The organism is Nocardioides montaniterrae, from assembly GCF_054782655.1.
Map to the genome: position 1 here is coordinate 63,106 of NZ_BAAGSB010000002.1, position 20,953 is coordinate 84,058.

The 20,953-nt window shown below is 71.2% G+C and carries 15 protein-coding genes and 1 pseudogene; 13 read left to right on the forward strand and 3 right to left on the reverse strand.

Features of this window, described 5'->3' with window-relative positions; translation table 11 throughout:
• Positions 1 to 16: 16 nt before the first annotated feature.
• Positions 17 to 3,217 (reverse strand): fused isobutyryl-CoA mutase/GTPase IcmF, encoded by a 3,201-nt coding sequence (gene icmF / locus ACYVJ3_RS03720; RefSeq protein WP_460851162.1) that lies wholly within the window; start codon positions 3,215 to 3,217, stop codon positions 17 to 19.
• A 104-nt stretch (positions 3,218 to 3,321) separates the two neighbouring features.
• Here icmF and ACYVJ3_RS03725 point away from each other — a divergent pair, with 104 nt between their 5' ends.
• Positions 3,322 to 3,822: a MarR family winged helix-turn-helix transcriptional regulator gene (locus tag ACYVJ3_RS03725; RefSeq protein ID WP_460851164.1), complete on the forward strand. Its 501-nt coding sequence runs from the start codon at positions 3,322 to 3,324 to the stop codon at positions 3,820 to 3,822.
• A gap of 51 nt (positions 3,823 to 3,873) precedes the next feature.
• A pseudogene (locus ACYVJ3_RS03730) lies at positions 3,874 to 4,527 on the forward strand (DUF998 domain-containing protein); the annotation flags it as partial.
• Positions 4,528 to 4,578: 51 nt separating this feature from the next.
• Here the strand turns inward: ACYVJ3_RS03730 and ACYVJ3_RS03735 are convergent.
• The gene (locus ACYVJ3_RS03735) at positions 4,579 to 5,103 is read right to left on the reverse strand and encodes a low molecular weight protein-tyrosine-phosphatase (RefSeq protein ID WP_460851165.1); all 525 of its coding nucleotides are present in this window, start codon (positions 5,101 to 5,103) and stop codon (positions 4,579 to 4,581) included.
• Between the two features lie 31 nt (positions 5,104 to 5,134).
• Here ACYVJ3_RS03735 and ACYVJ3_RS03740 point away from each other — a divergent pair, with 31 nt between their 5' ends.
• The 11 genes from ACYVJ3_RS03740 (at position 5,135) to ACYVJ3_RS03790 (ending at position 20,546) form a co-directional block, all read left to right on the forward strand.
• Positions 5,135 to 5,995 carry a serine/threonine-protein kinase gene (locus ACYVJ3_RS03740; protein ID WP_460851166.1) on the forward strand — a complete coding sequence of 287 codons (861 nt, stop codon included), beginning with the start codon at positions 5,135 to 5,137 and terminating at the stop codon, positions 5,993 to 5,995.
• Between the two features lie 51 nt (positions 5,996 to 6,046).
• On the forward strand, positions 6,047 to 7,228 hold the full coding sequence (pdhA, locus tag ACYVJ3_RS03745) for a pyruvate dehydrogenase (acetyl-transferring) E1 component subunit alpha (RefSeq protein WP_460851167.1): 1,182 nt from the start codon (positions 6,047 to 6,049) through the stop codon (positions 7,226 to 7,228).
• The gene (locus ACYVJ3_RS03750; RefSeq protein ID WP_460851168.1) at positions 7,225 to 8,208 is read left to right on the forward strand and encodes an alpha-ketoacid dehydrogenase subunit beta; all 984 of its coding nucleotides are present in this window, start codon (positions 7,225 to 7,227) and stop codon (positions 8,206 to 8,208) included. Before pdhA ends, ACYVJ3_RS03750 begins: the two co-directional genes overlap by 4 nt.
• Before the next feature lie 53 nt (positions 8,209 to 8,261).
• Complete coding sequence (locus tag ACYVJ3_RS03755) at positions 8,262 to 9,485, forward strand: dihydrolipoamide acetyltransferase family protein (protein ID WP_460851169.1); 1,224 nt, start codon at positions 8,262 to 8,264, stop codon at positions 9,483 to 9,485.
• 89 nt (positions 9,486 to 9,574) lie between these two features.
• Positions 9,575 to 10,381: a serine/threonine-protein kinase gene (locus ACYVJ3_RS03760; RefSeq protein WP_460851170.1), complete on the forward strand. Its 807-nt coding sequence runs from the start codon at positions 9,575 to 9,577 to the stop codon at positions 10,379 to 10,381.
• A 107-nt stretch (positions 10,382 to 10,488) separates the two neighbouring features.
• Positions 10,489 to 13,998 (forward strand): (Fe-S)-binding protein, encoded by a 3,510-nt coding sequence (locus tag ACYVJ3_RS03765; protein ID WP_460851171.1) that lies wholly within the window; start codon positions 10,489 to 10,491, stop codon positions 13,996 to 13,998.
• A gap of 118 nt (positions 13,999 to 14,116) precedes the next feature.
• Positions 14,117 to 14,935 carry a LuxR C-terminal-related transcriptional regulator gene (locus tag ACYVJ3_RS03770; protein ID WP_460851172.1) on the forward strand — a complete coding sequence of 273 codons (819 nt, stop codon included), beginning with the start codon at positions 14,117 to 14,119 and terminating at the stop codon, positions 14,933 to 14,935.
• A gap of 63 nt (positions 14,936 to 14,998) precedes the next feature.
• Complete coding sequence (locus ACYVJ3_RS03775) at positions 14,999 to 16,630, forward strand: AMP-binding protein (RefSeq protein ID WP_460851173.1); 1,632 nt, start codon at positions 14,999 to 15,001, stop codon at positions 16,628 to 16,630.
• A gap of 85 nt (positions 16,631 to 16,715) precedes the next feature.
• The gene (locus ACYVJ3_RS03780) at positions 16,716 to 17,189 is read left to right on the forward strand and encodes a SigE family RNA polymerase sigma factor (protein WP_460851174.1); all 474 of its coding nucleotides are present in this window, start codon (positions 16,716 to 16,718) and stop codon (positions 17,187 to 17,189) included.
• Positions 17,179 to 18,633, forward strand: a complete 1,455-nt coding sequence (locus tag ACYVJ3_RS03785) for a PASTA domain-containing protein (protein WP_460851175.1) — start codon at positions 17,179 to 17,181, stop codon at positions 18,631 to 18,633. Before ACYVJ3_RS03780 ends, ACYVJ3_RS03785 begins: the two co-directional genes overlap by 11 nt.
• A 65-nt stretch (positions 18,634 to 18,698) precedes the next feature.
• On the forward strand, positions 18,699 to 20,546 hold the full coding sequence (locus ACYVJ3_RS03790) for a CocE/NonD family hydrolase (RefSeq protein WP_460851176.1): 1,848 nt from the start codon (positions 18,699 to 18,701) through the stop codon (positions 20,544 to 20,546).
• A 3-nt stretch (positions 20,547 to 20,549) separates the two neighbouring features.
• Here the strand turns inward: ACYVJ3_RS03790 and ACYVJ3_RS03795 are convergent, their stop codons facing one another.
• Positions 20,550 to 20,927, reverse strand: a complete 378-nt coding sequence (locus ACYVJ3_RS03795; protein ID WP_460851177.1) for a VOC family protein — start codon at positions 20,925 to 20,927, stop codon at positions 20,550 to 20,552.
• Between the last annotated feature and the right edge of the window lie 26 nt (positions 20,928 to 20,953).

Below are 20,953 nucleotides of genomic sequence, written 5' to 3' on the forward strand. Positions count from 1 at the left end.
CCTAGGTCGCGTTCGGTCAGACGTTCCGGCGGTACTGGCCGCCGACCTCGAAGAACGCCTCGGTGACCTGGCCCAGCGAGCAGACCCGTGCCGCGGACATCAGCTCGGCGAAGACGTTCCCGCCCTCGACGGCCACGGTCTTGAGGCGGGCGATGGCCTCGGCGGCCTCGTCGCGGTGTGCCTGCTGGAAGTCGCGCACGCGCTCGAGCTGGGACCGCTTCTCGTCCTCGCTCGCCCGCATCAGGTCGACCTCGACCGGCGGCTCGCCCTCGGGCGCACGGAAGGTGTTGACGCCGATGATCGGCAGAGAGCCGTCGTGCTTGCGGTGCTCGTAGAGCATCGACTCGTCCTGGATCCGGCCGCGCTGGTAGCCGGTCTCCATCGCGCCCAGGACCCCACCGCGCTCGGAGATCCGGTCGAACTCGGTCAGCACCGCCTCCTCGACGAGATCGGTCAGCTCGTCGACGACGTACGAGCCCTGCAGCGGGTTCTCGTTCATGGCCAGGCCCCACTCGCGGTTGATGACGAGCTGGATCGCCAGGGCGCGGCGTACGGACTCCGGCGACGGGGTGGTGACGGCCTCGTCGTAGGCGTTCGTGTGCAGGCTGTTGGCGTTGTCGTACGTCGCACACAGGGCCTGCAGCGTCGTCCGGATGTCGTTGAAGCTCATCTCCTGAGCGTGCAGGGACCGTCCGGAGGTCTGGATGTGGTACTTCAGCTTCTGCGAGCGCTCGGAGGCGCCGTAGCGCTCCTTCATCGCGATCGCCCAGATGCGGCGCGCGACGCGGCCCATGACGGTGTACTCGGGGTCCATGCCGTTGGAGAAGAAGAACGACAGGTTCGGCGCGAAGTCGTCGATGTCCATGCCGCGCGCGAGGTAGGACTCGACGTAGGTGAAGCCGTTGGCGAGCGTGAACGCGAGCTGGCTGATGGGGTTCGCGCCGGCCTCGGCGATGTGATAGCCGGAGACCGAGACCGAGTAGAAGTTGCGGACCTTGTTCTGGATGAACCACTCCTGCATGTCGGCCATGCAGCGCAGCGAGAACTCGGTGGAGAACAGGCAGGTGTTCTGGCCCTGGTCCTCCTTGAGGATGTCGGCCTGGACCGTGCCGCGGACCGTGCTCAGCGCGGTCGCCGGGTCGACTCCCTGCTGCCCGGCCTGCTCGAGGACGGTGTTGAGGAAGAACGCCAGCACCGTCGGCGCGGGACCGTTGATCGTCATGCTCACGCTGGTGGTCGGGGCGAGCAGGTCGATGCCGCCGAACAGCTCCTGCATGTCGTCGAGCGTGGCCACGGAGACGCCGGACGTGCCGACCTTGCCGTAGACGTCGGGGCGCTCGTCGGGGTCGCGGCCATAGAGCGTCACCGAGTCGAACGCCGTCGACAGGCGGGCGGCCGGCTGGCCCTCGACGAGCAGCTTGAACCGCTTGTTGGTGCGGGCCGGGTCGCCCTCGCCGGCGAACATGCGGGCCGGGTCCTCGCCCTGGCGCTTGAACGGGAACACGCCGCCGGTGAAGGGGAAGCGGCCGGGCAGGTTCTCGCGGCGCAGGAACGAGATCAGCTCGCCGTGGTCCTGGGTCCGGGGTACGGCGACCCGGGCGATCCGGTTGCCCGCGAGCGACTCGCGTCCGTTGGCGGCCGTGTCGTCGGCGTACGCCTGGACCGTGGTGGGCCACTGCTCGAGCTCGGCGCGCACGTGCTCCGGCAGATCTCGCGACGCTTGCTGCGCCACGCTGCCGAAGGTCTCGTTGGTTGAGTAGCCGCGAGCGCCAGCGAGCGGCGTGTCGAAACCAACCTCGGCGGCGACCGTCGCGAACGCCTGCGCCCGGCGGGCCTTGGCGACGAGCTCGTCGGTGGTGGCGTGGTAGCCGCGGACCGTCGCGGCGATGTCGGCGAGGTAGCGGATACGGGACGCCGGCAGGACCTGCTGGATGCGGGTGGAGGACTTGCCCTCGACCTGGGGGAGGCGACCCTCGCCCGCCGGGAGGCCCTTGTCGACCAGGAGGCCGCGCAGGTGCTGGTAGAGCGCCGTCACGCCGTCGTCGTCGAATGTCGCCGCGGACGTGCCGAAGACGGGCATGTCGGAGGGCTGCTGGCCGAACGCCTCGCGGTTGCGGACGAGCTGACGGCCGACGTCGCGCAGCGCGTCCTCGGCACCCCGCCGCTCGAACTTGTTGATCGCGACGACGTCGGCGAAGTCGAGCATGTCGATCTTCTCCAGCTGGGAGGCGGCGCCGAACTCGGGCGTCATGACGTAGAGCGAGGTGTCGACGAACGGCACGATCGCCGCATCGCCCTGGCCGATGCCGGGCGTCTCCACCACCACCAGGTCGAAGCCGGAGGCCTTGACCAGGTCGATGACGTCGGCGAGGTGCTCGGGGACCTCGTGGGCCCCCCGGGTGGCCAGCGACCGGAAGAGGACGCGGTCGCGGTCCATGCCCTCGCTGGTCAGGTCCAGGCTGTTCATCCGGATCCGGTCGCCGAGCAGTGCGCCGCCGCCCTTGCGGCGGGTGGGGTCGATGGCGATGACCGCGACCCGGATCTTGTCCTGCTGGTCGACCCGGAGGCGGCGGACGAGCTCGTCGGTGAGGCTGGACTTGCCCGAGCCGCCCGTGCCGGTGATGCCGAGCACGGGCACGTGGCGCCGGGCGGCCGCCTCGCGGACGGTGGCGAGGAAGGCGGCACCGAGCTCACCCGACTCGGCGCCGGTGATCGCGCGGGCGACGGCGCCGCGGTCGCCGGCGAGCACCTGGTCGGCGGTCACGGGCGCGACCGTCCATGGGTCGAAGTCGCACGCCTCGACGACGGTGTTGACCATGCCCGGCAGACCGAGTCGCTGGCCGTCCTCGGGGGAGAAGATCGTGACGCCGGAGCGGCGCAGCCGCTCGATCTCCTCGGCGACGATCACGCCTCCGCCGCCGCCGACGACCTTGACGTGCGCGGCCCCGCGCTCGCGGAGCGTCTGCACGAGGTACTCGAAGAACTCGACGTGGCCGCCCTGGTAGGACGACACGGCGACGCCCTGCACGTCCTCCTCGATCGCTGCCTCGACGATCTCTGCCACGCTGCGGTTGTGGCCCAGGTGGATGACTTCGCAGCCCTGCGACTGGAGGATGCGCCGCATGATGTTGATCGAGGCGTCGTGGCCGTCGAACAGGCTGCTGGCGGTGATCAGGCGGACCGGGTGGGACGGGCGGTGCAGGACGGGCTTCGACACGGGCGCTCCGGGGGCTGTGCGCAGAATTACTAGGACTCCCTAGGAATATTACTAGGTCTTCCAAGTAATTCCTAGATCGACCCGGCGCCCGTAGGATCTGGTCCATGAGCGAGCGGACGCCGTTGCCGTTCGACCCGATCGAGCGTGCGGGCGAGCTGTGGGAGACGCGGATCGGTGATGCCGGGCCGATGCGGCTCGCGACGTCGATCATGCGCGTGCAGCAGCTGCTGATCGGGGAGTTCGACCGGGTGCTGAAGCCCTACGGCATCACGTTCGCCCGCTACGAGGTGCTCGTCCTGCTCTCGTTCAGCCGCACCGGCAAGCTCGCGCTCAGCCGGATCGGCCAGCGGCTGATGGTGCACCCGACCTCGGTCACCAACGCCATCGACCGGCTCGTCGAGCAGAATCTCGTCAAGCGCGAGGTCGACCAGACCGACCGTCGACGGGTCCTCGCCTCGCTCACCGGCGACGGCAAGCGGGTCCTGAAGAAGGCCACCGCCGCGCTCATGGAGATCGAGTTCGGCCTCGGTGTCCTCGACGAGCAGCAGGTGCGGACGGCGTACGACGTCCTCCGCGTCGTCCGCGGCGTCGACTTCGACGCCTGACTTCGCTGAGTTCCGCACCGTTGCGGACCGATCTGCGCTTAGGGTGACCACGTGTCGGCGGTTCTGCGCTCCCTCGCGGCGATCCTCCTGGGCCTCGGCGCCCTGAGCTACGCCGATTGGGTGCTGCAGCTCGTGCTGCCGGTGCGGGCCGACGTCACCACGAGCTTCGTCAGCGAGCTCTCGGTGGGCAGCCAGCCCTATCACGACCTGTTCCGCGCCATCGATGCCGGCGGCGGTGTCGTCCTCGTGGCCGGGGCCGTCCTGGCCGCCGTCATCGCCCGCCGGTGGCTGGCGACGTGGGCGCTGCTGGCCTTCCTCGGCGCCTGCTGTGCCGTGGAGGCTGCGCTCCCGCTCCGCCAGACCTACACCTACTCAGGCTCGTCCTCCTCGTCGTCCTCCTCGTCGGGCTTCGTCTTCGGCCATGTCGGGACCAGTGAGTGGTGGGGCCGGGTGAGCGAGCCGCACGGCGTGATCAGCGCGCTGGAGACGGTGTCCTTCCTGCTCCTGCTCGTGGTGTGCAGCCGAGCACTGCGCCGGGCCCGGGTCCGGCCCTCGCTGCGGCGCGTGATCGCGGCCATCGGCGGGGCCGCCGTGCTGGGTGGCCTGGCCGACGCGCTCCTGACCGCGACCCTGCTGATCGCCGGCGAGACCACGGTCCTCGGGTTGGTCCAGCGGACCTCCGTCACCTTGACCGCGGTGTGGCTGCTGCTCGCGTCGACCGTGCTGCTGAGCCGGTCGGGCACGACCCGCCTCGAGCTAGTCCTCGACCCCGTCCCCGAGGACGTGCTGGAGCTCGGCGACCAGCGCTTCGCAGGTGCGCTCGACCATCGCCAGGACGACGTCGAAGCCGGCGGGGCCGCCGTAGTAGGGGTCGGGTACGTCGGCGCCGGGATGGGCGGGGTCGAAGTCGCCGAAGAGCTTTAGCCGCTTCGGATCGGCCGCCTTCCCGGCCAGCTCGCGGAGGTCGGCCAGGTTGGTGGCGTCCATCGCGAGCACGAGGTCGCACTCGTCGAGCCACGACGGCGCGACCTGCTGGGCGCGGTGTCGCGTCGGGTCGTAGCCGGCGGCCGTCAGCGTCGCCGCCGAACGACGGTCCATGCGGTCGCCGACGTGCCAGTCGCCGGTCCCGGCGCTCACCACGGCCACCGCCGGCGCCAGCCCGGCGTCCCGCAACCGGGCCGACAGGACGACGTCGGCGACGGGGGAGCGGCAGATGTTGCCCAGGCAGACCAGGGCGATGCGGTAGCGGCCCGGCGTACGGGGAGGCGGCGCGGTGCTCACGGCGTGAGTTTCGCACCACTACGGTGGCCGGGTGCGCTCCCGCCCGATCCTGTCCGTCGTCGCGCTGCTCCTGGCGACGCTGCTCGCCCCGATCGTGATCGTCGGGATGTGGACCGAGAGCAAGGTCGCCCACACCGATGCGTACGTCGCCAGCGTCGCTCCGCTCGCCGAGGACCCCGCCCTGCGCGAGCAGTTCGGCAACGCGCTCGGCGCCTCGGTCGCTGAGATGCTGGCCGAACGCTCGCCCGTCGGCTCCCCGCCGTTCGCGGGCGACCTGATCAAGGCCGCTGCGGTCGCCGTCGTCAACGAGCCGGGCTTCCCGGCCTTCTGGCGCAAGGCCAACCGTGACGTGCACCGCCAGTTCCTGGCCGTCATGCACGAGCGCCCCGGCGACCGGACCGGCTTGGTCTTCGTGGACGCCACGCCGCTGCTCAACGACGTCTTCGCGCGCCTGGCCCAGCGGGGGCTCCAGGTCCAGCCGCTCGCCGGGACCCCGCTGCGGATCCCCGTGGCCACCGACGCGCGCCTGGAGCAGGGGCGCACGGCGTACACCTGGCTCAACCGGGTCGCCACCCTCGGCCCGTTCCTCTGGCTCGCGCTCGTCGCCGGCGCGGTCCTCCTGGCCAGCGGCTGGCGGGGTCGGCTCCGCGCGCTCGCCTTCGGCGCGGGTGCCCTCGCGGTCGTCGCCCTCGTCATCATCGCCGGCCGCTCCTCGGCCGAGTCGTTCGCCGCCTCGCACGCCGGTGTCGGCAACACCGACCTGGTCCGGCTCCTCCTCGGGCAGGTGCTGGAGGGGCTCTCGACGTACGCCCGCAACATCGCCCTCGTGGCCGTCCCCGTCGCCCTCGTCGCGCTCCTCGGATCCCTCGTCGGACGGCCTCGCGGGAGGTAGGTTTGCCACGACGTGGGCCACGTCACGCCGGCGGGACTCAGGAGTGGTGACATGCAGGATCCGTTCGCTCTCGACCGCGAGATGATCGACGCCGTCTTCGGGCCGCCGGCGACCAGCGAGCCGGACCAGGAGCTGGTCCAGCTGCTGACGCCGGAGGGCGAGCGCGTCGAGCACCCGGACTACGCCTTCGACCCCACGCCCCAGCAGTTGCGGGCGATGTACCGCGACATGTTCCTCGCCCGCCGCCTCGACACCGAGGCGACCGCGCTGCAGCGCCACGGCGAGCTCGGCCTGTGGGCCCAGCTGCTCGGCCAGGAGGCCGCCCAGATCGGCGCCGCCCATGCGCTCGCGCCGCAGGACTACGTCTTCCCGACCTACCGCGAGCACGGCGTCGCGTGGGTGCGTGGCGTGGACCCGGTCGACCTCCTCGGCCTGTTCCGCGGCGTCGGGTACGGCGCCTGGGACCCCGCCGACAAGCGCTTCGCGCTCTACACGATCGTGATCGGCGCGCAGACCCTGCACGCGACCGGCTACGCCATGGGCCTGCAGCGCGACGGGGTCGTCGGCACCGGCGACGACGCGCGGGACTGCGCCGTGCTGGCCCACTTCGGCGACGGCGCCTCGTCGCAGGGCGATGTCAACGAGGCGTTCGTCTTCGCCGGCTGGGCCAATGCGCCGGTCGTCTTCTTCTGCCAGAACAACCAGTGGGCGATCTCGGAGCCGATCGACAAGGTCTCCCGCATCCCGCTCGCCCGTCGTGCCGACGGGTTCGGCTTCCCGGGGGTCCGCGTGGACGGCAACGACGTGCTCGCGACGTACGCCGTCACCAAGGCTGCCCTGCAGCGCGCCCGTGAGGGCCAGGGGCCGATGCTCATCGAGGCGTACACCTACCGGATGGGCGCGCACACGACCACCGACGACCCGACCCGCTACCGGCTGCTCGACGATGTCGAGCGCTGGAAGCTCAAGGACCCGCTGGCCCGCGTCGAGGCCTACCTGCGCCGCCACGCCCTCGCCGACGACGACTACTTCCACGACCTGGCCGGCGAGGCCGACGCGCTCGGCGAGCGGATGCGTACGGCGTGCCGGGAGCTGCCCGACCCGACGCCCGCCCAGGTCTTCGACGGCGTGTACGCCGAGATGCCCGACGAGCTGCGCGCCCAGCGCGATGCGTTCCTGGCCTATGAGCACTCGTTCGTCGATGCCGGCGCCGTCCCGGGGGAGGGCGCATGACGACCACCACGATGACGCTCGCCAAGGCCCTCAACGCGGGCCTGCGCCGCGCGATGGAGGACGACCCCAAGGTCCTGGTGATGGGCGAGGACGTCGGCCGGCTCGGCGGCGTCTTCCGCGTCACCGACGGTCTGCAGAAGGACTTCGGCGACGACCGGGTCATGGACACGCCGCTGGCCGAGTCGGGCATCGTCGGCACCGCCGTCGGCCTGGCCATGGCCGGCTACCGCCCGGTGGTCGAGATCCAGTTCGACGGGTTCGTCTACCCGGCGTACGACCAGATCGTCTGCCAGGTCGCCAAGCTGCACGGCCGCAGCGCCGGCCGCCAGCCGATGTCGCTGGTGATCCGGATCCCCTTCGGCGGCGGCATCGGCGCGGTCGAGCACCACAGCGAGTCGCCGGAGGCGCAGTTCGCGCACACGCCGGGGCTCAAGGTCGTCGCCTGCTCCAACCCGGTCGACGCCTACTGGATGCTCCAGCAGGCGATCGCGGCGCCCGACCCGGTGATCTTCCTCGAGCCCAAGCGCCAGTACCACTCCACCAAGGCCGAGGTCGACGACGCCGCGACCCCGCCGCCCCTGTGGACCTCGCGGCTGGTGCGGCCGGGGGTCGACGCGACGCTGATCGCCTACGGTCCGACCGTCGGCGTCTGCCTCGACGCGGCCACGGTCGCGGCCGAGGAGGGTCGATCGCTGGAGGTCATCGACCTGCGCACGCTCTCTCCGCTGGACATGGAGCCGATCGTGGAGTCCGTGCGTCGCACCGGCCGGGCCGTCGTGGTCCACGAGGCCCACGTGAACCTCGGCCTGGGTGCCGAGGTCGCCGCCCGGCTCACCGAGGCGGCCTTCCACGAGCTGCACGCGCCCGTGCTGCGGGTGGGGGGCTGGGACACGCCGTACCCGCCCGCCCGCGTGGAGGAGTCGTTCCTGCCCGACCTCGACCGCGTGCTCGACGCCGTCGACCGCTCGATGACCTTCTGATCTCGATATGCGCTCGTGCCTCGCGCTGCTCGATCACCGAAAGAAGAGAAGAGATGCCTGAGTTCAAGCTGCCCGACGTCGGCGAGGGCCTGACCGAGGCCGAGATCGTCACCTGGCGGGTCAAGGTCGGCGACACGATCGCGGTCAACGACATCATCGTCGAGATCGAGACCGCCAAGTCGATCGTCGAGCTGCCGTCGCCGTACGCCGGCGAGGTCACCGCCCTGCTCGTCGCCGAGGGCCAGGAGGTCACGGTCGGCACTCCGATCATCACGATCGGTGAGCCCGGCTCGGCCTCCGCTGCAGCCGCCGCAGCCGCCGCGGAGCCTGCCGAGGTCGAGGTGGCGACGCCGATCGAGGCCGAGCACGAGGCGAGCCGCGCGATGCCCGGTGAGTTCCCGGACCCGGTCGCGCTGGCGCCCACGCCGGGCCCGATCGACACGAACGTCCCGCCGGAGGGCCAGGCCACGCTCGTCGGCTACGGCCCGCGCCAGCGAGAGCTGAAGCGCCGTCCGCGCGTGCGCTCGGTGGCTGACGCCGTCGCCTCGGCGACCCCTCGCCGCCGCTCGACCGCCGGCCCCGCCGAGACCCGCGAGCCGGTCAAGGGGGTGCGCAAGCAGATGGCGGCCGCGATGACCGCCTCCGCGTTCGGTGCTCCCCACGTGACCGAGTGGGTGACGGTCGACGTCACCGAGACCATCCAGCTCTGCGACCGGCTCCGGCTCCGCAAGGAGTTCGCCGACGTCCGCATCTCACCGTTGGCCGTCGCCGCCAAGGCCGTGCTGCTCGCGCTGGCCAAGCACCCCCTGCTCAACTCGTGGTTCGACGACGAGGCCCACGAGGTCGTCATCAAGCACCGGGTCAACCTCGGCATCGCCGCCGCCACCCAGCGCGGTCTGATCGTCCCCAACATCAAGGACGCCGGCGCACTGTCCTTCGTCGAGCTCGCCGCCGCCATCGGCGACCTGACGGCCGTGGCCCGTGAGGGTCGGACACCGCCCGCCGACCAGGTCGGTGGATCGTTCACCATCACCAACATCGGCGTCTTCGGCATCGATGGCGGTACGCCGATCATCAACCCCGGCGAGTCCGCGATCCTCTGCCTCGGCGCGATCAAGAAGCAGCCGTGGGTGGTGGGGGAGAAGATCGAGGTGAGGGACGTGATGACGCTGGCCATCTCCTTCGACCACCGCCACATCGACGGAGCCACCGGCTCCGGCTTCCTCGCCGACGTCGCCTCGCTGCTCCACGACCCCGCCACTGCCCTGATGTTCTGACGTCGGGTGTCGGACGGGGCGAGGGCTCGCCCCGCCCGTCACCCGCCGTCTGGCGCCCGAGCTGCGGGCGATCGGGTTAGCCTCACCCCATGGCAGGGCCGCCGGTCTCGGGCGTGCGCTGGTCCGGGGACCGACTCGGTCCGTACCGGATCGAGCGCTGCCTCGGCGTGGGCGGGATGGGGACCGTCTACGAGGCGACCGAGGACGTGCTGGATCGCCGGGTCGCACTCAAGCTGATCAAGCCCGAGCACGCGCGGAACCCCGACTTCCGGATGCGGTTCACCGCGGAGGCACAGGCCCAGGCCTCGCTCGACTCCGCGCACGTGGCGAAGGTGTTCGCGCACGGGGAGGTCGAGGGGGAGCTGTTCATCGCCACGCAGCTGGCCCCCGACGGCGACCTCGCGAGGAGGCTCGCGAGCGGCCCGCCGCCGCTGTCGACGGCGCTCGAGATCGTGGCCCAGGTCGCCGACGGCCTCACCGAGGCCCACCGGATCGGGCTTGTCCACCGTGACATCAAGCCGTCGAACGTGTTGCTGCGCAACCGTGGCGACGGCTGGACCGCCTACCTGGCCGACTTCGGCATCGCCCACCGGGCCGGGGCGCCGATCAGCCTCACCGAACGGCTCGCCGGCACACCGGCGTACCTCGCTCCGGAGCTGTACGACGGCGTGCCCCCAGGACCGGCGAGCGACGCCTATGCCCTCGGCTGCCTGCTGTACGCCGCCCTCACCGGCCTGCCGCCGCAGCCGGCTGCCGGCGTACCTCGTCTCAAGGGCCGCGGTCGGCCGACGAAGGAGCTCAACGCGCTGCTCGCGGCCGTCCTGACGCCCGATCCGCGGGTGCGTGTGACCGTCGCGACCGTGCGCGACGCGCTACGCCGGGCTACTCGCCGGTAGGATCCGCCCGGTAAGGCATGCCTTTGCGGTCGGGAACCTCCGAATCGTCATAGGCTCACGGGGCGCGCTTTGCGCGCGCATCCCCAGACGACGAGGAGCCGCCTGAAATGCTGCAGACCGTTGCGATCGTGGTGTCACTGGCGTTCACGCTGGTGGCCGTTGCGTTGACGGCACGTGGTGTGTCCGCCGTTCTCGGCGTGATCCGGAAGGGCCAGCCGGCCCCCGGACGCACCGGCAACCCCGTGGGCCGCACGCTGACGATGTTGAAGGAGACCGTTCTCCACACCCGCATGCTGCAGTGGACGTGGGTCGGCATCCTGCACTGGTTCGCCTTCTCGGCGTTCATCATCCTGTCGACCGCCGTCATGCAGGCGTTCTTCCAGCTCTTCGACCCGGAGTTCAACTGGCCGATCATCGGCAAGTTCTTCGGCTACGAGTGGGTCGCCGAGTGGATCGGCCTCCTCGGCGCGCTGGCGATCATCCCGCTGATCATCTACCGGGTCACCCACCTGCCGTCCAAGCTCGGCCGCCAGAGCCGCTTCTTCGGCTCGACCATGTGGCAGGCCTACTTCGTCGAGGCGATGGTCCTCCTCGAGAGCTCCGCGATCCTGTTCATCCGCGGTGCGGAGTACAACCTCGGCAAGGCCAACGGCGGCGAGGCCGCCGACCACGCGACCGGTCTGCACTTCCCGCTCTCGCAGTTCTTCTCGCACCTCTACCCGACCAGCGCGCACGCGTCCGAGCAGATCATCTACGTCATCGCGACGATCAAGATCGTCTCCGCGATGCTCTGGCTGATCGTCATCTCCACCAACCTGACGATGGGTGTGGCCTGGCACCGCTTCACCGCTTGGTTCAACATCTGGTTCAAGCGTGAGGAGGACGGCGGTACCGCTCTCGGCGCCGTCCGCCCGCTCACCTCGGGTGGCAAGCCCGTCACGCTCGACGACATCGATGACCTCGACGAGGACTCCGTCCTCGGCGTCGGCTCCATCTGGGACTTCTCCTGGAAGGACATCCTCGACTTCACCACCTGCACCGAGTGTGGTCGCTGCCAGTCGCAGTGCCCCGCCTGGAACACCGAGAAGCCGCTCTCGCCCAAGCTGATGATGATCGGCATGCGCGATCACGCGTACGCCGCCGCGGCCGGTGTCGAGGGTGCCGCCGACAAGGCCCTGGTCGGCTCGGCCGGCGAGGGCGAGTGGTTCTACAACCCGGAGGGCGGCGACTTCGTCATCGACTCCGACGCGCTGTGGTCCTGCACCAACTGTGGTGCCTGCGTCCAGCAGTGCCCGGTCGACATCGAGCACGTCGACAAGTTCATCGACATGCGCCGCTACCAGGTGCTGGTCGAGTCCAACTTCCCCTCCGAGCTCAACGGCCTGTTCAAGGGCCTGGAGAACAAGGGCAACCCCTGGAACATGTCGCCGAACGCGCGACTCGACTGGGCCAAGGACCTGCCCTTCGACGTCAAGGTCGTCGGCGAGGACATCGAGTCGCTCGAGTCCGTCGACTGGCTGTTCTGGGTCGGCTGCGCCGGTGCCTACGAGGACCGCGCGAAGAAGACCACCCGCGCCGTCGCCGAGCTGCTCGACATCGCGGGCGTCTCGTTCGGCGTGCTGGGCAACGGCGAGACCTGCACCGGTGACTCCGCTCGCCGTGCGGGCAACGAGTTCGTCTTCCAGGGCCTGGCCGCTCAGAACGTCGAGACGTTCAAGGAGTTCAAGGTCAAGAAGGTCGTCTCGACCTGTGCCCACTGCTTCAACACGCTGAAGAACGAGTACAAGGACTTCGGCATCGAGCTCGAGGTCGTCCACCACACGCAGCTGCTCAACCGCCTCGTGCGCGAAGGCAAGCTGACCCCGGTCAAGGACGGCGCCGGCGCCCACCAGCGCTCGATCACCTACCACGACCCCTGCTTCCTGGGTCGCCACAACCAGGTCTACACGCCGCCGCGCGACCTCCTCGAGGCCCTGCCCGGCGCGACCGTCCTGGAGATGGCCCGCAACTCCGAGAAGTCCTTCTGCTGCGGCGCCGGTGGCGCTCGCATGTGGATGGAGGAGACCATCGGCGAGCGGATCAACCTCAACCGCACGGCCGAGGCCGTCGGCACGGGTGCCGACCAGGTCGCCGTGGGTTGCCCGTTCTGCCGCGTGATGCTGGCCGACGGCCTGACCAAGATGCAGGCCGACGGCGACGCCCGCGAGGAGGTCGAGGTCCTCGACGTCGCGCAGATGCTGCTGGCGTCGGTCAAGGGCGAGCAGGCCACCAAGCTGGCCCCCGGCCAGGGCACGCCCGCCGGTGCTGCCGCGGCCAAGGCCGACCCGGTCGCGGAGCCGGTCGCCTCGGGTACCGCCGTCGACGAGCCGGTCAAGGCGCCCGAGTCGGGTACGTCGCTGTTCGGCGACGCGCCTGCCGAGACCCCGGCTGCGGCTCCCGCCGCTTCTCCGGCTGCCGGTGGATCCCTCTTCGACGAGGCCCCCGCTGCCGAGGCGGCTCCTGCCAAGGCCCCTGCCGCGGGTGGCTCGCTCTTCGACACCCCGGCCCCTGCGCCGGTCGAGCCTGCCGAGACCCCTGCTGCTCCGGCCGCAGAGGCCGCGCCTGCTGCGTCCGGTTCGTTGTTCGACGTGGCTCCGACCGAGTTCGCCCCGGCCGCTCCGGCCGCTCCGGCCGCTCCGACGGCAGAGGCTGCTCCGACGGCGGAGGCCAAGCCTGCCGCCGACCTGGGCTCGGGCTCGCTGTTCGACGTCGCGCCGACCGAGGCTGCTCCGGCTGCTCCGGCTGCCGAGGCCGCCCCCGCGGCTCCCGCTGCCGAGGCCGCTCCGGCGCCTGCCACGCAGAGTGCTCCGGTCGACCTGTCGTCGGGCTCGTTGTTCGACATCCCGGCCGCTGAGGCTCCGGCCGCGCCGGCGGCCGCGCCTGCCGAGACCTCCACCGTTGCGGAGTCTGCACCGGAGGAGGCGTCGACCGAGGCGCCGGCCGAGCCCGCGCCTGCGGCGGTCGAGGCTGCCGAGACCCCCGCTGCCGAGGCTGCTCCGACTGCGGAGTCCGCTCCGGCGCCCGCCGCCGAGGCCGCTCCGGCCGCGCCTGCTGCGTCGTCGGGCACGGCCAGCACCCCGCGCACGGATGTCGACATCCACAACGCGGGCTCGCTGTTCGACATCGAGGCTCCGGAGGGTGCCGCGGTGGCTGCCGCTGCACCGGCCGCCACGCCGGTCGCCGCCACTCCGGCCGCCGAGACGCCGGCCGAGCCGGTTGCGGAGGCCGCTCCGGCGGTCGAGCCGGTGGAGACCGCTGCTGCCGAGCCGACGCCCGCTGCTGAGGAGCCCGTCGCCGAGGAGCCCGTCGCCGAGGAGCCGGAGGCGCCGTCCGCCCCGGATCCGTCCGCGGTGTCCCAGGCGTTCGTCGAGGACGCTGCGCCGGCTGAGCCGGCCGTTGAGGAGGCTCCTGCTGAGGACTCGGCTCCCGCCGAGGAACCGGCCGCCGCCGACGAGGCCCCCGCCGCTCCGGCTGCTCCGGCTGCACCGGCCGCGCCGGCCGCTCCCGCCTCGGGCGCGACGCACACCCCGCGCACCGACGCGGACATCCACGGCGCAGGGTCGCTCTTCGACCTCTGATCGCCAGCTTCGGCCCGATGGGCGCGTGGGTCTTCGGACCCCGCGCCCATCGGCGTTTCGCAACCTGACGGACGTTCGTCGGTCACCCGTGCCGCCCCCGCAGGACTATCGTCAGCACGTGGAGCCGACCGACACCGAACGTCGCGCCTGGGCCGAGGCGCTCCGTCGTCTGCGTGCCGCCTCCGGCGTCGGCATCGGCTTCGGCGGCTCGGTCGACGCGGGGACGCTCCACCTCGGCCACTTCGACGGCGCCCGCACCGGCGCGCTCAAGGGCCTGGAGATCGTCCGCGGCCGAGGACTCGGCGGCCGCAGCTGGCACGAGCGCACGCCCATCGGCGTCCCGGACTACAGCCGTGCCGAGGAGATCTCCCACCACTACGACGGCCCCGTCCGTGCCGAGGGCCTCCGTGCGGTCGTCGCGGCGCCGGTGGTGCTCGGCGGCGCTGTCCGCGGTGTCCTGTACGCCGGTGCCCGCGATGCGGTCGGGTACGGCGATCGCCTGCTCGACGCCGTCGCCCGGACCGGCCTGTGGTTGGCCCGCGAGCTTGCCGTCGAGGACGAGGTCAACCGGCGCATCGAGGAGCGCACCGCCCAGCTGCGCCGACTCGAGGCCACGGCGACCGAGCGGCTGCGTCGGGCTCAGGCCGGTCTGTGTCACCTGCGGGCGACGACGTCGGACCCGACCACCCGGGACGCCGCCGATCGCCTGCTCGGCGATCTCGCCCCGCAGCCGACTGCCGGCTCGCCCCTCAGCAGCCGCGAGACGGACGTGCTGGCGCAGGTGGCGACCGGGGCGACGTACGCCGTCGTCGGCGAGCGCCTCGGCCTCTCCGCCCAGACCGTCAAGTCGTACATGCGCGACATCCTGGTCCGCCTCGACGCGCACTCGCGGCACGAGGCGATCGTCGTCGCGCGCACCCGCGGCCTGCTGCCCTGACCCGGGCCGCCCGGCCCCCACAAGGGGGTGTCAGCGGTGCTGGCAGCGGCCCACAATGGCGCCATGACCGAGTCGTACGCCGCCGGCGAGACCAGCACGCCCCTCCTCGACGAGACGATCGGTGCGAACCTGGAGCGCACGGTCGCCGCACACCCCGACGGCGAGGCCCTCGTCGAGGTCGCCACCGGCCGCCGCTGGACCTGGCGTGAGCTCGACGACGCGGTCAACGACGTCGCGCGCGGCCTGATGGCGGCCGGCATCGAGCCGGGCGATCGGATCGGCATGTGGGCGCCCAACTGTGCGGAGTGGACGCTGGTGCAGTTCGCCAGCGCCAAGATCGGCGCGGTGCTGGTCAACGTCAACCCGAACTACCGCACCCACGAGCTCGCCTACGCGATCAACCAGTCGGGCCTGCGGCTGCTGCTCACCCAGACCGCCTTCAAGACCAGCGCCTACCGCGACATGGTCGACGAGGTGATCGCGACGGGCTCGATCGCCGCGGGTCGCCTGGAGCGCACCGTGTACGTCGACACCGACGACTGGGCCGCCCTCGTCGACTCCGGCCGGGCGCTCCCGCCCGACGCCGTCAGCACGCGGATGGCGGCGCTGAAGCCGGATGACCCGATCAACATCCAGTACACCTCGGGCACGACCGGCCGGCCCAAGGGCGCGACGCTGAGCCACCGCAACATCCTCAACAACGGCTACTTCGTCACCGAGCTCATCGGCTTCACCGCGAACGACCGGCTCTGCATCCCGGTGCCCTTCTACCACTGCTTCGGGATGGTGATGGCCAACCTCGGCTGCACCACGCACGGCGCGACGATGGTCATCCCGGCGCCCGGGTTCGACCCCTCGATCACGCTCAAGACGGTCCAGGACGAGCGCTGCACGGCGGTCTACGGCGTGCCGACGATGTTCATCGCCATGCAGAACGCCCCCGACTTCGCCACCTACGACCTCAGCAGCCTCCGCACCGGCATCATGGCCGGCGCCGTCTGCCCGGTCGAGGTGATGAAGCGTTGCCTGGCCGACATGCACATGGCCGAGGTGTCGATCGCCTACGGCATGACCGAGACCAGCCCGGTCAGCTGCCAGACCCGCGCCGACGACGACCTCGACCGCAGGACCGCGAGCATCGGCCGTGCCGCTCCGCACGTGGAGATCAAGATCGTCGACCCGGTCACCGGCCGGACCGTCGAGCGTGGCGAGGCGGGGGAGTTCTGCACCCGCGGGTACTCCGTGATGCTCGGCTACTGGGAGGACCCCGACAAGACCGCTGAGGCGATCGACGAGGACGGCTGGATGCACACCGGCGACCTCGCGGTGATGCGCGAGGACGGCTACTGCAACATCGTCGGCCGGATCAAGGACATGGTCATCCGCGGTGGCGAGAACATCTACCCGCGCGAGATCGAGGACTTCCTCTACGCCCACCCCGACATCGAGGACGTCCAGGTCATCGGCGTCCCGGACCAGAAGTACGGCGAGGAGCTGTGCGCCTGGATCCGCATGCGCGCCGGTGCCCCGCCACTCGACGCCGCCGCCGTCAAGGCGTACGCCGACGGCAGGCTCGCCCACTACAAGATCCCGCGCTACGTCATGGTCGTCGACCAGTTCCCGATGACCGTCACCGGCAAGGTCCGCAAGGTCGAGATGCGCGAGGAGTCGGCCAAGCAGCTCGGTCTGGGCTGAGGTCGGGTTGCTGAGCGGAGCGAATTCGCTCCGCTCACCTCCCCAACTCGGAACCAAAGTGGCTCCCAGCCGGTCAAGGTGGGGTGTGGAGTTCTCCTCGTACGTCGCCGCGCGGCGCGCCCGGCTCGTGCGGACGGCCGTGCTGCTGGGCTGCCCCCGCGCCGACGCCGAGGACGTCGTCCAGAGCGCACTGCTCAAGTGCTACCGGTCGTGGCGGCGGGTTGCGCGTGCCGACAGCCCCGACGCCTACGTCCACCGGGTCCTGGTGAACACGCTCGCCGACGCACGAGCCCGCCGCTGGAACGGCGAGCTGCCGAGCCACAGCCTCCCCGAGAGCAGGGCCGGTGACCCGGACTGGACCGACGGGATCGCCGTACGGCGCGCGCTCGCCGAGCTGCGTCCCGTCGACCGTGAGGTCCTCGTGCTGCGCTTCTACGCCGACCTGTCCGAACGTGACACCGCCGACGCGCTCGGCGTCGCGCCCGGGACCGTCAAGTCCCGCACCAGTCGCGCCCTTGCGGCGCTCGCCCTCCTCGTCGGGAGCCCCGATGCCCACTGAGACCCCTGACCTCCCCGAGGACGCCGCCCGCGACCTCCTCGCGAAGGCCGCTGCCACGATCGACGTCGACCCCGGCTCGCCCCTCACCCTCACGGGCCTGCCCGCGCCGACGCACCGTCGCTGGCCCGCCGTCCTCGCGGCGGCCGCCGCCGTCGCGATCGTCGTGTCATCCGTGACCCTGCTCGTCGACCGCAACGAACGATCGGTCGACCCAGCGCTGCCGACCCCGGTCGAGTCCGCGCATCCGATCGGGCCTGACCAGATGCCGGCCGTCATCGGCATGCCGGCCACCGAGGCTCGCCGGATCCTCGAGGACCGCGGTCTCACGGTGGTGAGCAGGCGCGACAACACGACCTGCGCGCCCGACGGCACCGTGGTGATGACCCGGCCCTCGGTGGGTGCGGCGATCACGAAGGGTCGCACCGTTTTCCTCAGCCTGGCCTGGCCCGAGATGCCCACCGACGGACCGCCGCCGCTCGGGCGCAGCCTCTGCGCCGGGACCCAGACGGCCGCCGTGTGGCAGCTCCTGCGCTTCGCAACTTACGACGACCCGGCGCCGGCGTTCGCTCCGAACGTGCTCGTCAGGGTCGACGGGGCGGGGCACACGGTCGCCGGTGCAGACCTTCGCCGGAGTGAGGCGTGGCAGGTGTGCGCGTCGGGTGGATGCCACTCGCCGCTCGGCGCGTTGGCGGAGATGGCCACGAGGACCTGGTCGGGGCCGAGTCCTCATGTCAGGTACACGTCCCCGTACATCTCGATCTGGCCGGCGTCCGAAGCCGCCGCCGATCTTCCGTTGTGCGACGGGTTCACCGAGCTGGCCGACGCGCCGGCCAAGACCTATGCGATCTGGCGGCGCACGCCCGACCAGATGTCCGACGACTGCCCGACGCCTCCGCTGATCACGGTGACCCTCGACGCACAGAACCGCATCGCGCAGGTGGACCTGGTCCGTGCGGCGACCTCTGCGGGCGTCGCCGACGAGCAGTCCGGAGCCCAGGCCGACGCACGCCGAGCCGCTGCTGCGACCCGGTTCGTCGCATGGGTGAGGGGCCAAGGATCGGCGCCAGACTTCGCGCCGAAGGTGGAGCAGCTGGCATACGACCAGAGCGTCCGTGTGGTCAGCCGGAAGGAGGCAGCTGATCGGAGCTCCTGGCAGCACCCGTGCTCCGGCCTCGTCATCACCACGGCGAGCTGCTTGATCCCGGACCCGCTGGCGGTGTTGCAGGAGGCGCCCGAGTCCGTCGTGCAGACCGACACCAGGGCGACGTACTGCACGCACCCGTTCGCCGACCTGCCTGCCGAGCTGAGGAGCTCGGCCGATCAGGACCTGGTGCGCCTCGACCAGCCCGAGCCGCGCGATTGCCGCGACGCTTACGCGATCGAGCTGTGGATCGATGCGACCGGTGAGATCTACGCGGTGAACGTGGCCGTGGCCCCGCGCTGACGGCGAGCGTTGCGTTCCGCGGGATAACTCGTTCTACCCTCTGAGGGAACACCGAGGGAGACCACATGCGCCACCTGCGCCCGCTGCTCGCAGCGGCACTGACCACTTCCGTGCTGGCGATCGCCACGCCGACGTCCGCGCACGCGGCACCGCTGGCGGCGAAGGCGACGGGCTACACGCCCCGCCCGGCGCAGTACTCCAAGACGGTGACGCGCAAGGACCTCAAGATCCCGATGAGCGACGGGACCGTCCTCCGCGGCGACCTGACGCTCCCGGCCACCGCCGACGGTGTGGCCGTCAAGCAGAAGCTGCCGGTGCTCATCACCATCACGGCGTACAACAAGACCGCGACGGCGGGCAGCGCCCTGGCGGGCGGCGGCGCGACCTACCTCGTCGAGCGCGGCTACGCGCAGCTGACCGTCGACGCGCGGGGCACCGGCTCCTCGCCGGGGCAGTGGTGCGCGTTCTGCACCCGCGAGGACAAGGACGCCGGCGAGGTCGTGGCGTGGGCACACCGCCAGGCGTGGAGCAACGGCACGTCCGGCATGACCGGTCCGAGCTACATGGGCATCAGCCAGCTGTTCGCGGCCGAGCACCAGCCTCCCGGGCTCAAGGCGATCTTCCCGCAGGTCCCCGCGGCCGACGTCTACCGCGACGTCGTCGCGTCGGGCGGCCAGATCGACGTCGGCTTCATCCCGCTCTGGCTGGGCCTGGTCACGGCCACGGGCGCCATTCCTCCGGCGTACGGCGCCGTCGACCCGACCTCCGCCCTCCAGATGGGCCTCGACCACATCCTCGGTGGCACGGACTTCACCCTGCCGCTCGCGCTGCAGGCACTGCTCGGGGGCTACCCGGCGTACGACGGCCCGTTCTACCGCCAGCGCTCACCGATCACGGACATCGACAAGGTGAAGGTCCCGACCTTCATCATCGGCGGCGAGTACGACCTCTTCCAGCGCGGTGAGCCGATGGACTTCGAGGCGCTGCAGCGCAACGGCGTTCCGGTGAAGATGATCTTCGGTCCGTGGGACCACCTGCAGGGTTCGTCCGGCGCCCTCGTCGGTGACGCGGGCTACGGCTCGCTCAGCGCGCTGCAGCTGCGCTGGTTCGACCACTACCTCAAGGGCAAGAACACCCAGCTCGACAAGATCGCGCCGGTGACCTACTACGAGCAGGGCAGCGGCCGCTGGGTGAGGAAGGCCAAGTGGATCGCCGGCGACCTCACCGCCAAGAGCTTCAACCTCAGCGGCACTGCCGCCATGGGCGCCGACAACGGCCACCTGACCACCGGTACGCCGGCCGCCGGCACGTCGATCATGCAGCCGCTGCCCGTCAGTGGTCTGTGCACGCGCTCGGCCAACCAGTGGACCGCCGGAGTGCCGAACGCGCTGCTCGCGAGCCTGCCGTGCTTCACCGACAACCAGCTCAACGACAAGACCGGCCTGGTCTTCCAGTCCGCACCGCGCAAGACGGCGCTGCGGCTCCAGGGCCAGATCAACGCCCACCTCAACGTCTCCACGAGCACCGGCGACGGCCTGCTGTCGGTGACGGTCGAGGACGTCGCGCCCGACGGGACGGTCAGCCGGCTCACCGGCGGCTGGCAGGTCGTCTCGCAGCGCAAGCTCGACCGCAGCCGGTCGAAGTACCTGGACGGCAAGATCATCCAGCCGTTCCACCCGTTCCTGAAGAGCACCAAGGTGGCGTTGAAGCCGGGCGTGGTCGCGCCGGTCGACGTCGAGGTGTTCCCGACCGGCGCCGTGATCGAGCCGGGCCACCGCCTGCGGATCGCGATCCAGGGCTTCGACGTACCCCACCTGCTCGCACCGGTGGGCGACCTGCTCGGGCAGCTCGGTCCGTTGACGATCTACAGCGGTGCGACGCACCCGTCCTACGTCACGATCCCGGTGCGCTGACCGTCAGGCCGACTGGACGACCCAGATCCAGTTCCCGTCGGGGTCGTTGATCGCGAACATGGCGGGCACGGGCCCGCCGCCGGGCATCTCGTTGAGGATCTCCAGGCCGGCGGCCTGCATCTGCTCCTTGGCCGCGGCGAGATCGGTGGTCTCGACACCGATCGAGCCGCCGCCGGGCTCGCCCTGCATGGGCGGGTTGAGCGCGAGGTGGGCGTCGGAGCCGGGCGGGGCGACCTCGACCCAGCGGCCGGCGTCGGCACCCTCGCCCCAGGTGACGTCGGTGGCGACCTCCCAGCCGAGCTTGTCGGTGTAGAAGGCGACGGCGGCGTCCTGGCCGGTGACGGTGAACATGGCGACGGCGATCTTGTTGATGGTGGTCATGTCACGACCCAAGCACCCGCCACCGA